This window comes from Streptomyces sp. NBC_01439 (genome assembly GCF_036227605.1).
GTDB lineage: Bacteria > Actinomycetota > Actinomycetes > Streptomycetales > Streptomycetaceae > Streptomyces.
This window is the reverse complement of sequence record NZ_CP109487.1, coordinates 589103-602486: the sequence shown is the minus strand read 5'-3', so window position 1 is coordinate 602486 and position 13384 is coordinate 589103. Positions and strand designations below refer to the sequence as shown.

16 protein-coding genes are annotated in these 13384 nt (G+C 72.4%); 11 read left to right on the top strand and 5 right to left on the bottom strand.

What is annotated here, in order from left to right; genetic code table 11:
* Positions 1–76: 76 nt before the first annotated feature.
* Positions 77–898 (bottom strand): LysR substrate-binding domain-containing protein, encoded by an 822-nt coding sequence (locus tag OG207_RS02885; protein ID WP_329095564.1) that lies wholly within the window; start codon positions 896–898, stop codon positions 77–79.
* 58 nt (positions 899–956) lie between these two features.
* Here OG207_RS02885 and OG207_RS02880 point away from each other — a divergent pair, with 58 nt between their 5' ends.
* Positions 957–1370, top strand: a complete 414-nt coding sequence (locus OG207_RS02880) for a DUF5997 family protein (RefSeq protein WP_329095562.1) — start codon at positions 957–959, stop codon at positions 1368–1370.
* Positions 1371–1557: 187 nt separating this feature from the next.
* Here OG207_RS02880 and OG207_RS02875 read toward each other — a convergent pair whose 3' ends face one another.
* Together OG207_RS02875 and OG207_RS02870 are read right to left on the bottom strand one after the other, a co-directional pair.
* On the bottom strand, positions 1558–2136 hold the full coding sequence (locus tag OG207_RS02875) for a YdeI/OmpD-associated family protein (protein ID WP_329095560.1): 579 nt from the start codon (positions 2134–2136) through the stop codon (positions 1558–1560).
* A gap of 9 nt (positions 2137–2145) precedes the next feature.
* Positions 2146–3078: an ABC transporter ATP-binding protein gene (locus OG207_RS02870; protein WP_329095558.1), complete on the bottom strand. Its 933-nt coding sequence runs from the start codon at positions 3076–3078 to the stop codon at positions 2146–2148.
* Between the two features lie 234 nt (positions 3079–3312).
* On the opposite strand from OG207_RS02870, the gene OG207_RS02865 reads away from it, so the two are divergent.
* Positions 3313–4446, top strand: coding sequence for a sensor histidine kinase (locus tag OG207_RS02865; RefSeq protein ID WP_329095556.1), 1134 nt, complete (start codon positions 3313–3315; stop codon positions 4444–4446).
* Complete coding sequence (locus OG207_RS02860) at positions 4443–5159, top strand: response regulator transcription factor (protein WP_329095554.1); 717 nt, start codon at positions 4443–4445, stop codon at positions 5157–5159. Before OG207_RS02865 ends, OG207_RS02860 begins: the two co-directional genes overlap by 4 nt.
* A 101-nt stretch (positions 5160–5260) precedes the next feature.
* Here OG207_RS02860 and OG207_RS02855 read toward each other — a convergent pair whose 3' ends face one another.
* Complete coding sequence (locus OG207_RS02855; protein ID WP_329095552.1) at positions 5261–5716, bottom strand: DoxX family protein; 456 nt, start codon at positions 5714–5716, stop codon at positions 5261–5263.
* A gap of 446 nt (positions 5717–6162) precedes the next feature.
* On the opposite strand from OG207_RS02855, the gene OG207_RS02850 reads away from it, so the two are divergent.
* From OG207_RS02850 to OG207_RS02810, 8 genes are all read left to right on the top strand, one after another.
* Positions 6163–7119, top strand: a complete 957-nt coding sequence (locus tag OG207_RS02850) for a tellurite resistance/C4-dicarboxylate transporter family protein (protein WP_329095550.1) — start codon at positions 6163–6165, stop codon at positions 7117–7119.
* Positions 7120–7206: 87 nt separating this feature from the next.
* Complete coding sequence (locus tag OG207_RS02845) at positions 7207–7641, top strand: VOC family protein (RefSeq protein WP_329095548.1); 435 nt, start codon at positions 7207–7209, stop codon at positions 7639–7641.
* Between the two features lie 250 nt (positions 7642–7891).
* Positions 7892–8524 (top strand): GNAT family N-acetyltransferase, encoded by a 633-nt coding sequence (locus OG207_RS02840; protein ID WP_329095547.1) that lies wholly within the window; start codon positions 7892–7894, stop codon positions 8522–8524.
* Positions 8525–8845: 321 nt separating this feature from the next.
* Entirely contained in the window at positions 8846–9046 is a 201-nt protein-coding gene (locus OG207_RS02830) for a hypothetical protein (protein WP_329095545.1), read from the top strand.
* 52 nt (positions 9047–9098) lie between these two features.
* Entirely contained in the window at positions 9099–9785 is a 687-nt protein-coding gene (locus tag OG207_RS02825) for an epimerase (protein ID WP_329095544.1), read from the top strand.
* 57 nt (positions 9786–9842) lie between these two features.
* The gene (locus OG207_RS02820; RefSeq protein WP_329095543.1) at positions 9843–11051 is read left to right on the top strand and encodes an RNA ligase; all 1209 of its coding nucleotides are present in this window, start codon (positions 9843–9845) and stop codon (positions 11049–11051) included.
* A 3-nt stretch (positions 11052–11054) separates the two neighbouring features.
* The gene (locus OG207_RS02815; RefSeq protein ID WP_329095542.1) at positions 11055–12107 is read left to right on the top strand and encodes a phosphatase domain-containing protein; all 1053 of its coding nucleotides are present in this window, start codon (positions 11055–11057) and stop codon (positions 12105–12107) included.
* A gap of 13 nt (positions 12108–12120) precedes the next feature.
* Positions 12121–12480, top strand: a complete 360-nt coding sequence (locus tag OG207_RS02810) for an NTP pyrophosphohydrolase (protein ID WP_329095540.1) — start codon at positions 12121–12123, stop codon at positions 12478–12480.
* Between the two features lie 46 nt (positions 12481–12526).
* Here the strand turns inward: OG207_RS02810 and OG207_RS02805 are convergent, their stop codons facing one another.
* Complete coding sequence (locus tag OG207_RS02805; protein ID WP_329095538.1) at positions 12527–12973, bottom strand: SH3 domain-containing protein; 447 nt, start codon at positions 12971–12973, stop codon at positions 12527–12529.
* Between the last annotated feature and the right edge of the window lie 411 nt (positions 12974–13384).

The following is a 13384-nucleotide window of genomic DNA, read 5'->3' as shown; positions in this document are numbered from 1 at the left end:
GCAGGCGGCCCGGCCGGTCCTACGAGCCCCGGCCGGTCCTACGAGCCCTGGCCGGTCTTACGGGCGACGGCCGGTCTTACGGGCGACGGCCGGTCCTACCGCCCTTGCCGCCCTTCGCACCCTTTCCGCCCTTGGGGCCGCCGGAGGCCCCGCGGGGGTTCTTGCCCGCCGGCTTTCCGGACGAGGACTTCCCGGTCCCCGACTTGCGCTGGGCGCCCCCGCCACCGCCACCACCCGTACCCGCGTCCGGGCGCTTGCGCTTCGCCTTGGGCTGCGGCGGGGTCGGGGCGCGCCCCCGCGTGCTGTTCACGGTCCGGCCGCGGACGATCCCGATGAACTCCTCCACCAGATCGGTGGTCTCCTCCTGCGGCCACGACAGCGCGACCCGCGAGGCGGGCGCGTCGGACACCGGCCGGTAGGTCAGGTCCTTGCGGTGGTGCAGGCGGGCGAGCGACTGCGGGACGACGAGTACGCCCACCCCGGCGGCCACCAGCTCGATCGCGTCCGCCGTCGTCTCGGGCCGCGCGATCGCCGGCTTGCCCGGCAGCTGCTCCCAGTCCAGGGTGTCGTCGAGCGGGTGGAACACGATCTCGTCGGCGAGGTCCTCGGTGGACACCTCTTCCGCAGCGGCCACGAGGTGGTCCTTGGGGACCACGACCACCGTGGTCTCCGTGTAGAGGGGGATCGCGCTGAGGTCGTCGCGGTCGACCGGCAACCGTACGAACCCGGCATCGGCGCCGCCCGCCCGCAGCACGCCGTACGCCTCGATCGGGGACACCGCGACCAAGGTCAGCGGGACGTCGGGCAGCCGCTCGTTCCAGATGCGCACCCACTTGCTGGGTGTGACCCCCGGGACATAAGCGAGCCGGAACGAATGGGGTACTTCCGAGCCTGTCACCCCGCAAGGTTACCGGTCGTGGTCGGAGGTAGCGCACACGCTCGATACTCTTGACACCATGACGTCGCACCAGAACACCCAGACGATGAAGCCCGCGACCGCGGCGAAGAAGCTGGGCGTGTACCTCGAGGCCACCCCCGCAGAGTTCCAGGAGGGTGTCGTCTCGCGCAGCGAATTGAGTGCGCTCCAGGCCGATCCGCCCCAGTGGCTGAAGGAGCTGCGCGCCAACGGTCCGCACCCGCGACCGGTGGTGGCGGCCAAGCTCGGCGTGTCCATCGCCGGCCTCGCCCGCGGCGGGGTCACCGAGCCCCTCACCACGGAGCAGATCGAAGCACTGAAGCAGGAGGACCCCGAGTGGCTCAAGCGTGAGCGCGCCACCCAGGCCGAGGTCCGCAAGGAAACGGTCCGCATCAAGGAGAAGAACGCCGAGAAGGCTGAGAAGGCCGAGAAGGCCCGCGGCCAGCACTCCTGACCTGCTGCGACTCCGCCTTACGACAGGCCTGGTCTCCCCGTGGGGAGGCCAGGCCTGACGCTTTCCCCGACAACGCGACCGGGTGCGGTGCCGGACGCCGCGGGCCCGGCAAGATCGGGAAGGGACCGCCCGGTCCCTACGCCCCCTGCGCCCCCTACGCCCCTGCGCTCGCGGGAGACCGGCCGGATCAGCCGGCAGCCCCGTCTCCCCCCAGCAGCCGCACCGCCCGGTCGAGCCGGGCCCGCCTGGTCTCCGGGGTGAGCGCCTGCAACAACGGCAGGATCACCTGGTAGCGCCCGGTGCGATCGAGCGCCTCGAACGCCCGCGCGGCCACCGGATCCGCCTCGAAGGCCGCCGCGAGGTCCGGTGGCACCGCCGCCGTTCGCTGGGACTCGTAGGCGTGCGTCCACCGCCCGTCCGCCTGCGCCCTGCGCACTTCGGCGAGCCCGGGCTCACGCATCCGCCCCGCGGAGCTCAGCTCCGCGACCTTGTCCACGTTCACCTGTGACCACAGGCTCTTGGGCCGGCGCGGCACGTACTTCTGCAGGTAGTACCGCTCGTCGAGGGCGCGCCGTTGCCCGGAGACCCAGCCGTAGCACAGCCCGATGTCGACCAGCTCGTCATCGGTGACCGATGCGATCCCGGACCTCTTCTTGGCCAGCTTGATCCACACGCCCTCGTGGCGCGTGTGGTGCTCGGCCAGCCAGCTCTCGAACGCTTCGGCGTCCGTGAAGGCGATGACCTCCACCCCACCCAGTTCCTCCATGCGCCCAGGCTATCGCCCGCCGTCCGGACGGGGCCCGGCCGACACGGCCCTGGAACCGGCGCACAGTTCACCCAGTACCTCCTCCAACGTGGGCCTGCGGGTGTCGAGTTCGAGGATCACGATCCCGTGCTCGGTGGCCAGGGCGCCGACGCGCGCCGCCGTCATCCCGGTCACGGCGAGCCGGCCCGGCCCCGACAGCCGGGCCCGGACCACCGTCGCGCCCCTGCCCGCCAGTACGGCGGCCAGCTCGGCGTGGTGCGGAGTGCCCACGACGACCCGGGGCGCGGCGCTCCGGGCGGTGAACTCGGCCGCGGACTGCGTGAGCACCGTTCGGCCCCGGTCGAGGACGACGATCCGGTCGGCCGTCTCGGCCATCCCCGCCGCACGGTCACCGGTGATCGCGACCGTACGTCCCTGCGCGGCCAGTGCGCGCAGCAGCCGGCGGGCCCACCGCACCCCCTCGGCGTCCAGCCCGGCCAGCGGCTCGTCCAGCAGCAGCACGGGTGGATCGCCGAGCAGCGCCCCCGCGATGCGCAGCCGCTGCCGCATCGCGGGGGAGTACGTCCCCACGCGCCGCCGCGGCTCCTGCGCCAGCCCCGTTTCCGCCAGCACCTCGGTCACCCGGCCCGCCCCGATGCCGTGCGCGCGGGCCAGTGCCCCCAGCACCGCCCCGGCGGTCCGCCGACCGTGCAACCCGGCCGGATCGGGCAGGGCCCCGACCTGGTGCGGGCTGCGCGGGCGGCCGCGCAGCGGGAATCCGCACACGGCGACCGTGCCCGCGGTCGGGGAGTCCAGCCCCAGGATCAGCCGGAGCGCGCTGGTCTTGCCGGCCCCGGCGGCGCCGAGGAACGCGGTGACCGCGCCGGGCCGGGCCGTGAGGGAGAGCCGGTCTACGGCCGTCCGGTCGCCGTGCGTCCTGGTGAGTTCCTTGACCTCGATCACCCGGCCCACCCTGCCGGGCGCCCGGCCCGTGGACATCGGACCGCCGGCGGAAGGCGCCCGGCGGCCTCGCCCCCGGGGCGTAAGCCCGGGGGCCGATGCCCGGGCCGATGACGGCTGGCTACGGTCACGCCATGGACAACCCACCGAAGAGTTCGACGACACCGAAGTCCGCGAAGACCCCCAAGTTCGCGCAGGTTGCGGGGGGGTTCTGCATCAGGGCCCGGAGCGGCCCGCATGGCCTGGGGCGGCGCGGGCCTCTACGTCCTCGTCCTGGGCCTGCTGATCGGCGGCGTCCCGTACGCCGCCGGGCCGCTCCTCGGGGTCGTGACGCTGCTGGCCGTGACCCCGCTCGTCCCGCTGCTGCGGCACCGGCCCCTGGCGGCACTGGCCCTGACGCTCCCCGGCGGCACGCTCGTCGCGGGGTCCGCCCAGAACCACAGTCCGGGCCGGTTCCTCGTCTTCCTCGCCCCGGACCTCGTCCTCGGACTCCTCGTCGCCACGCGCCCCCGGCGGGACGCGGTTATCGCCCTCGCCATGGTGCTCGTCGTGGAACTCCCGGCGGTCGCGTTGGTGGCCTCCGGACCGTACGACCTGATGAGCACGAGCCTGATCGCCTTCCTGTCGCTGGGCGCCGTCTACATGACCGGCCTGCGGTTCCGCGAGCGCCGGGAGTACACGACCGAACTGCGCACGCGGCAGGTGGCCGAGGCCGTGACCGCCGAACGGCTGCGCATCGCACGCGAGTTGCACGACATGGTCGCGCACAGCATCGGGGTGATCGCCATCCAGGCCGGTGTCGGCAGCAGGGTCATCGACACCCAGCCGGAGGAGGCCCGCGCCGCCCTGCGGGCCATCGAGGCCACCAGCCGCGAGACCCTCTCCGGCCTTCGCCGTACGCTGGTCGCGCTGCGCCGGGCCCAGCCGGACGGTACCCGGGGGCAGGCGCCGCTCGGGCCCGCACCCGGGCTCTCGGACCTCGACGCGCTGGTGGCCACCACCGCCGACGCCGGGGTGCGGGTCGACGTACGGTGGGAGGGGGAGCGGGGTCAACTGCCGCCCGAGACGGACCTGTCGGCGTACCGCATCGTGCAGGAGGCGCTGACCAACGTGGTCCGCCACGCGGGCACCGGGCACTGCCGGGTCACCATCGGATACGGGGAACAGGAGTTGACCGTGGAGGTCGTCGACGACGGGCGCGGTGCGCCCGACGGCATCGGAAGTACGGGATTCGGCATCACGGGCATGCGCGAGCGGGTCAGTCTGCTGCACGGCCGTTTCAGTGCCGGTCCCCGGGCCGGGGGCGGCTTCCGGGTCGAAGCGGCGTTGCCGCTGCCCCTGGCCGCGGTGGCCGCGGAGGGGGTCCGATGACCGTCGCTCCCGCGCGGGCGACCCGCGTCCTGCTCGTGGACGACCAGCCGCTGGTCAGGTCCGGTCTGCGGGTGCTGATGGCCGACACCGCCGACCTGGAGGTCGTCGGCGAGGCGGGTACGGGCACCGAGGGTGTCCGCCTCGCCGCCGAACTCCGCCCCGACGTGGTGGTGATGGACATCCGGATGCCGGGCATGGACGGCATCGAGGCCACCGGGCTGATCACCACCGGGACGGAGGCGGTCAAGGTGCTCGTGCTGACCACCTTCGACGAGGACGACCACGTCTACGGGGCGCTGCGCGCCGGTGCGAGCGGTTTCGTCGTCAAGGACATGGCCGTGGAGGAGATCCTCGCGGCGATCCGGGTGATCGCCGCGGGGGACGCCCTGATCGCACCGGCCGTCACCCGCAGGCTGATCGCGGACTTCGCGCGCGTGCCCGGTCCGGTGGCGCCCGGTCCGGCGGCATCCGGTCTCGGGGTGCCCGAGGCGCGTGCGCTGCGGCCCGACGCGGGGATCACCGAGCGCGAGCGGGAGGTGCTGACCCTGGTGGGGCGGGGCCGTTCGAACGGTGAGATAGGCGAGGAGCTGTTCATCTCCGAGGCCACGGCCAAATCGCACGTCTCGCGCCTGTTCACCAAGCTCGACGCCCGGGACCGGGTCCAACTCGTCATCATCGCCTACGAGATGGGGCTGGTCGCGCCGTCCTGCTGAGGGCCCGGGCGTCGGGGCGCGAGCGGCACGGACGCGTGCGGTGCCGGCGCGTGCGGTGCAGGCGGGTACGGGGTCGAATCGAGTGGCGCTGAATCGATTCCTCAGGCGGTGACGGCCTCCGGGCGGTTCTGGTCCCGCCGCCCGGCGGAGTCCGCCGAACGCGAGGAGAACAGCCCGTCCACCGCCAGGGCCCCGGGACCGGTGAACACCAGCAGGAGGAAGGCCCAGCAGAACATCGCCGAGGCCTCGCCCCCGTTCTGCAGCGGCCACAGTGCACCGGGCTGGTGCACGGTGAAGTACGCGTACGCCATCGAACCGGAGGCGACGAAGGCGGCCGCCCGGGTCCCGAGACCCAGCAGGACCAGGGCACCGGCGACGAGCTGGATGGCGGCGGCGTACCAGCCGGGCCAGGTGCCGGTGGCGACGGTTCCGCCGCCGTGCGCACCGCCGAGGACACCGAAGAGGGAAGCGGCGCCGTGCGAGGCGAAGAGTAGTCCGGTGACGATCCGGAACAGGCCGAGGGCGTAGGGCCGGGCATGGTCGAGACGTGCGTTCATGGGGGGAGGCTCCTTCGGTTGGGGACGGGTCCCGAAGTCGTGCCGACGTTCTCGAGCGTGGGTGAGCCATAGGTTAGGTAGGCCTAACCGGGCCGGCAAGCGCGAGTTCCGGCCACCCCACCGGGGGAGTCGACGCTACCCCCGCACCTGCAACGCCGCGCCGGTGGCGCGCGCGGAGTTCCCTCCTCAGCGGCAGCCGCCCGGTCCCGGGCAAGGTCGACGTCCCCGTGCGAGGGATCGGGAACCCGCCGGTCCGCTCCCCTGTGACGGACCGGCAGGTCCGCGTCCGGGTCCGAGCCTAGGACCGGCCCGGATCCCCGCCTGTGCATCGCGCGCAGGTTTGCTTGATCTTGCGTGCAGGAGGTTTCGCGTCCGGCCGTGTGGTTCCCGCGGCGCGTCGGCCCCGTCCGCCGGGAGCCGGCCGACCCGTGGGGTCCGCTGGACGCGTGAGCATCCTCCCCGGCCGTGACTGGTGGACCGGGCTCCCGCCCGCGGCGGGAGCCGCCGTCATGGCCACCGGCATCATTTCCGTCGGCCTGCACCTGACCGGGCACCCGACGGCGTCACTCGCCACGCTGGTCGTCGCCGGGGCACTGTGGCTCGTACTCGCCGCCGACTTCACCTCCCGGCTGCTGGGCGACCGCGGGCGGTTCCGCGCCGAGGCCGACACACCGGCCGCGCTGACGGCCGTAGCCGCCACCACCGTCATCGGAGCCCGGCTCTCGCAGCAGGGCTGGCAGACGGCGGCCGCCGTGCTGCTCGTGCTGGCGGCGGTGCTCTGGCCCGGGCTGCTCTTCAACGTCCTGCGGCACTGGCGGCGGCGCATGCCGGGAGCGGCCTTCCTCGGCTGCGTGGCGACCCAGGGGCTCTCCCTCCTCGCCGCCTCCCTGGCCGACGCCGACCACCAGGACCTGCTGGCGCGGGCGGCGATGGCCGCCTTCTGCCTCGGCCTGCTGCTCTACCTGGCGGCCCTCTTCCGCTTCGACCCGCGCGAGGTGGTGGGCGGAAAGGGCGACCACTGGGTGGCGGGCGGCGCGCTCTCCATCTCCGCCCTGGCCGGATCCAAGCTCACGGCATCACCCGTATGGACCGGTTCGGCACACACCACGCTGCGTACCGTCACGCTCGCCCTGCTCGCCCTGTCCCTCATCTGGTACGTCGTCCTCCTCGCCGCCGAACTGCGCCACCCGCGGCCGCGCTACGACATCCGGCGCTGGGCCACCGTCTTCCCGCTCGGCATGACGGCGACCGCCTGCCTGTCCGTGGCGGAACCGGCCGGCATCGCCTGGCTGCGCACGCTCGGCGAGGTCCTGCTCTGGATCGCCGTGGGCGCCTGGCTGCTGACCTTCGCCGCGCTGATCGCCTCGCACCTCACCGCAGGGAGCGGGGCGAGCGGCCGATGACGCCCGCGCTGAGCGCACCGCAGCCCGAACCCCACACCCGCTCGCGCCGTGTGGCGACGGGCGGCGCCCCCTCAGTAGGGTCCTGGCATGGCATACACGTTCCAGGTGACCATCGACTCGACCGATCCGCACACGCTCGCCGACTGGTGGGCCGAGGCGCTCGGTTGGGAAGTGGAGCCGAGCGACGAACAGTTCATCCGCGGCCTGATCGAGGCGGGCCGCGCGAGCGAGGACGACACCAAGATCCACCGGGGCACCCTCGTCTGGAAGGTGGGAGCCGCGATCCGCCACCCGGAGGGCTTGGAGCGCGCACCCCGTGTCCTCTTCCAGTTCGTCCCCGAACCCAAGACGGTCAAGAACCGGGCCCATTTCGACGTCCGCACCGGCTCCGACGACCCCAAGGCGCTGGTCGAACGCCTCATCGCCAACGGTGCCAAGCACCTCCACGAGGGCCGGATGGGCCCCAGCGCATGGACGACCCTCGCCGATCCGGAGGGCAACGAACTCTGCGTCTCCCACTAAGGGTTGTCCCGTAATCCCCGGCGGGCGCGCGGCGCCAGCTACGGCACCTCGCCGCGTTGTCGGGATCGCCCGAATACGCCCAGTATGAGGACGCCCCTCCGCCTTGCGATGCACCGCATCTGACGCCGCGCGCTGACCCGCCGCGGATTACGGGACAGCCCTTAGACGATCGAGCGGGAGGGCTCGACCGTCAGTGCACCTGTGTAACATCCGCACTCCGATCGCAGTCATTACTCGGAGGGGTGTCCGGATGTGGGAGCTCGCGCGCTCGTGGGTCGACGGATGGACCGTCTCGCGGAGGGCACCGCGGCCGGTGGACGTGCCGTGGGGGCTGAGCATCCAGGTGGGGCTGCCGGGCCAAGCGGTCCGGCACGTCCTGCTCGACGCCGATGTCGAGACCGCACGCCGGCTCATCGACGCGGTCACCGAACCGACCACCTGCATCAAGGCCTTCCTGGAACCGGACGTCATGGAGCCGTGGTTCTCACCCGAGTGGGAGGCGACCGATCCCGGCTTCCTGATGGCCGTCGACCTGCGTCCGTCCGTCGTGCGCGCGCCCGACGGTTACACGGTCACCGCCGAGAGGGACGGCGATGTCGTCAGCGTGCGCGTTCTGGCGGCCGACGGGGAGCTCGCCGCGCGCGGCCAAACCGGTCTGACGGGTACCGCCTGCGTCTTCGACCAGATCATCACCGAGGAGGCTCACCAACGCCTCGGCCTCGGGACGGTCGTGATGGGTGCACTCACCGGGGCGGCCGTCGAGAACGGTGCGACCACCGGCATCCTGGGCGCGACCGTCCAAGGCCGGGCGCTCTACGAAACCCTCGACTGGAAGGTCCTCGCACCGCTGACCGGCTTCCTGTACGAGCCCGCCGCACGCTGAGCTGCCGGGGCCGCCCGGACCGGGGAGCGGCGGCGAGATGTCGGTCCAACACCGAGTCACCGAGACCGCGTCCAGCGAGCCGCGGAAGACGCCACCGGCGGCCCGTGCGGACCGGTCCGCACCCTCAGTCCCGCCGAACCGTCGGCCGCTTCCCGAAGGCCCGCGGGTCGAGTCCGGTGCACAGGGCTGTCCAGGACGGCTCGGCCGCCGCCATCCCGTCATCGCCGCGAAGGTCATCCCACCCGCGACCGCTCCTCTCGGGCCGCCCGTACGGGGAGCCCTCACCGATCCGTACCACGATCACGTCATACCATCCCCACCATGACCGTTGATGTCCTTGCCGAAGACCTCCAGCCCGGTGACCTCCTTGAGTTCTCGATGGGGTCCGAGACCCAGATCCTTCGGCTGACCCTTGTGGAGCGGCGCGTCCACGGCATCAAATTCATGGGTCACGACCACAACGGGCGCCTCTACTCCAGCGGCATGAAGTACGGCGAGCCGGCGCGGTGCGTTCAGCCGTAGCGCCGCGCCCTGATCCGGCCCCAACCCCAGGACACCGCCTAGACTGCCCTCCGTGAACGTCCTCCTCTTCGGTGCGACCGGCATGCTCGGCCGGGGCGTCCTGCGCGAATGCCTGCGCAGCGATGCGGTCGAGAGCGTCGTCGCCGTCGGACGCACCCCGCTCGGCGTCAGCCACCCCAAGCTGCGCGAGTGCGTCCAGGGCGATCCGTCCGACCTGGCCGCCGCCGGGATCGACCCGGCCGCGTACGACGCCTGCTTCTACTGCCTCGGGGTCTCCTCCGTCGGCATGAAGGAAGAGGAGTACCGGCGCGTCACCTACGACCTGACGCTCGCCGTGGCCCGGCCGCTGGCCGCCGCCCATCCCGGCATGACCTTCGTCTACGTCTCCGGCGAGGGTACGGACAGCACCGAGCAGGGCCGCTCCATGTGGGCCCGGATCAAGGGGAAGACCGAGAACGACCTGCTCGAACTGCCCTTCCGCGCCTACATGTTCCGCCCCGGCATCGTCCAGCCGGTGCGCGGGGTGCCCTCCAAGGCCCGCCTGTCCCGGGTGTTCTACGCCGTCCTCGGCCCCCTCGTCCCCCTCGTGCGGAAGGTCGCCCCGAACCTGGTGATCACCTCCGAGGCCTTCGGCCGGGCCATGATCGCCGTCGCCTCGCCCGGCACCGAGATCCCCGGCCACGTCCTGCGGCCCGCCGACATCAACCGCCTGGGCACTGCACCGACCAGGCATAATTGATTACCGGGCACACCCTCCCGCACGTGAGAATGAGCCATCTCAAACCGGGAGGACCCCATGAGCCAGGAGACCCTGACTCTGCATGACCTGGTGCCCGCACAGGCGCTGGCGGACTCGATCGACGCCGGGTACGTGACCCGCAAGTCGCACCCCGAACTGCCGCTGTCCATATACACCTACACGCGGACTGCCCAGTACGAGCGCGTCTGGAACGACGTCACCACCCGCTGTCGCGGACTCGTCGCCGACGACACCACCGGGGCGATCGTCGCGTTGCCGCTGCCGAAGTTCTTCAACGTCGGCGAGCACGAGTCGGGTCAACCGTACGCCCCCGCCCTCCCGGACGAGCCGTTCGAGGTCTACGACAAGGTCGACGGCAGCCTCGCCGTCGTCTTCCACTACGCGGACCGCTGGCGGGTCGCCTCCAAGGGGTCCTTCATCAGCGCCCAGGCGACCTGGGCGCAGCGCCTGCTCGACGGCCGGGACACCGCGGCCCTGCGCCCCGGCACCACCTACCTCGCCGAGATCCTGTACCCGCAGAACCGCATCGTCGTGGACTACGGCGACCGCCGGGACCTCGTCCTCCTCGCGGCCTTCGGCCAGGGCGGCACCGAGGTCCCGCTCGTCGAGGCCGCGACCCACTGGGAGGGGATCGGTTCCGTCGTCACGGTCTGGCCCGCCATGCCCATCGACGAGCTGATCGCGCTCACCGAGTCCAACACCCTGCCCGGCGGCGCCTCGGCGACCGGCACCCAGGCGGAGGGCTTCGTACTGCGCTTCGCCTCCGGTGTGCGCGCGAAGGCCAAGCTGGCCGAGTACGTACGCCTCCACCGCCTGCTGACCAAGGCCACCGAGCGGGACATCTGGCGCGCCCACGGCATCCAGCGGTTCGCCGGACTGCCCCTCAAGCAACTCGCCCAGGGACTCGGTACCACGGTCGCCGAGATCGAGGCCACGGGCGGCAAGCCACTCGACGCGCTGCTCGACCAGGTGCCCGACGAGTTCGACGCCTGGGTGAGCGAGGTGATCGAGCGCCTCGAGGGCGAGGCCGCGCGCCGCGAACGCGCCATCGACGAGGCGTACGCGGGTCTCGCGCACCTGGCCGCCGACCGGGGGGCCTTCGCCCGGGCGGTGAAGGCACTGCCCGATCGGGAGGTCAGGGCCGCGATGTTCCTGCGCCTGGACGGTCGGTCCACGGAACTGGCCGTATGGCGCAACGTGCGGCCGGAGACGTCCGACCCCTTCACGAACGACGAGGAGAGCTGACCCGTGTCCGAAGACACACCCACGCACACGGACGTGAACACGGCTGTGAGCACGGACGCGACTGCGACTGAGACTGCGACTGCGACCGCGGCGGTGGCTGTGGCCGCCGCCGAGGAGGCCCCGCTGCCCGTCGTGCACGTCATGACGGGCCTGCCGGCCTCCGGCAAGACGACGGCCGCGCGCGCCCTGCAGGCCGAGGCCGGTGGCCGCATGCGCCGCGTCAACCTCGACGACCTGCGGCTCATGCTCGACCTCCCGGACCCCGCGCGGGGCCGCAGCTTCAAGCACGAGCAGACGGTGCTGGCCGTCCAGGACGCGGCGGTCCGTGCGGCGGTCGACGGCGGCTTCGACGTGGTCGTCGACAACACCCACCTGACCAAGAACATCCCCAAGCGGCTCAAGGCGGCGGTCGGCGGTCTCTCGACCTTCGTCGTGCACGACTTCACCGACGTTCCGCTGGAGGAGTGCCTGCGCCGGGACGCCGCGCGCGAGCGTCAGGTCGGTGAGGAGATCATCCGCATCCTGGCCGAGAAGAACGAGAAGGCGCGGCGGGGCGGCTGGCGGCTGACGTCGGAGTGGATGAACGGCGGGTCGAGCGGGGTGGCCGCGCCGCCCGTGACGGAGTACGTCCCCGACCCGGCCCTGCCGGCCGCGGTGATGTGCGACATCGACGGCACGCTCGCGCTGATCGGCGACCGGGGCCCGTACGACTTCTCGCGCTGCGAGCTCGACCGGCTGAACGAGTCGGTACGGCACGCGCTCGACGCCTTCCGGCGCGCCGACGGCGACTCGATCGTGCTGCTGTCGGGGCGCGGCGAGGAGTACCGCCAGCAGACGGAGTCCTGGCTGCGGCGCCACGAGGTGCCGTACGACGAGCTGTGGATGCGCGCGGCGGGCGACACGCGCCGCGACGACGTGGTGAAGGCCGAGCTGTTCGACCGGCATGTGCGCCACCGGTACGCGGTGCGCGTCTCGCTCGACGACCGGGACCGGGTGGTCGCGATCTGGCGTCGGATGGGCCTGCCCACCTGGCAGGTCAACTACGGCGACTTCTGAGGGCCCGGCCGCCGTGGACGCTGTACGGAGGGTGCTGATCGTGGACGGCGCGAACGTCGTCGGCTCGGTGCCGGACGGCTGGTGGCGGGACCGGCGGGGCGCGGCCGTCCGGCTGCGCGACCTGCTGGCCGACCGGGGCGGGGACGAGGAGGTCGTTCTCGTCGTGGAAGGCGCCGCCCGGGGCGTCGAGTCCGTTCCGGGCGTCCGGGTGGACCCGGCGCCGGGGAGCGGCGACGACCGGATCGTGGAACTGGCCGCCGCGTACGCGGAGAGCGGCTGTGTCGTGGTCACGGCCGACCGCGAACTGCGCGAACGGGTCCGGGCGTACGGCGTGGAGTGCGTGGGCCCGCGTGCCGTACGCCCGGTGGACTGACTGCTGACCGGTCTGCCGGCCCAGCGGCTGGCAGACCGGGGCGGGGTCAGCGGCAGTACTTGACCTCGGAGAGGTTCTTGACGTAGCGGGCGGAGACCCAACGCTCCTTGTCGTACGCGCGCTTGGGCGCCGCGGCGTCGTGCTCCCAGCTGCCGTTCTTGTCGGCCAGGCGGTACCAGATGCGGTTGCCGTCGACCTTTTCACCGTACTTCTTGCACTCGATCTCGACCTTGCTGTGCGGGTACACGTGGCCGAGGGACTGTGAGCGGGTCGTCGGCTTGCTGCGGACCGTCAGCGGGCCCTTCGAGACGACCTTGCCGGTGACGTACTTCTCGGGATACACACCGGGCTCCGCGGACCCTCCGCCGACGACGATCTCCCGCGGCGGCAGGTTCTCCGGACCGTCGTCGGCGACGGCGGCGCCCGCTCCGGCCAGACCGAGAACCAGGCTGCCGGTGGCGAGAGCGAGGGTGGTTCTGGTGGGCTTCAGCATGAGCCGGCTCCTCTACGAAGACATCCACCCGGCCGCGACGCGCGGCACGGGGCGGCAACCAGGCGGTTGCCAGGGACGACTATGACGAGGGCGGGGCGCGTAGCCCCGGTGGCTCACCGCCGTTTAACCCAATATGACCAATTTGCCCGAGTGGAGTGCACGGCCGTGCCCGCCCCCGAACGGGCGCGGCCGCGCAGCGGGCCCCGGGGGGGACAGGGCGGTGCCGGCGGCTGAGCCGGCGGAGGAAAATCTACGGGCCCGCCGTCACCGCCCGCGCCCATCCAGGGGATGAGGCCGGAGTACCACTCAGGTAGGTGGCGCCGTACAACCTGATAGGTACGCAGGGGGTTGATGTGCGCGTGGGCGTACGTGGGTGTACGTGGGTACACGTCCGGCGCCGGCCCGGATCCG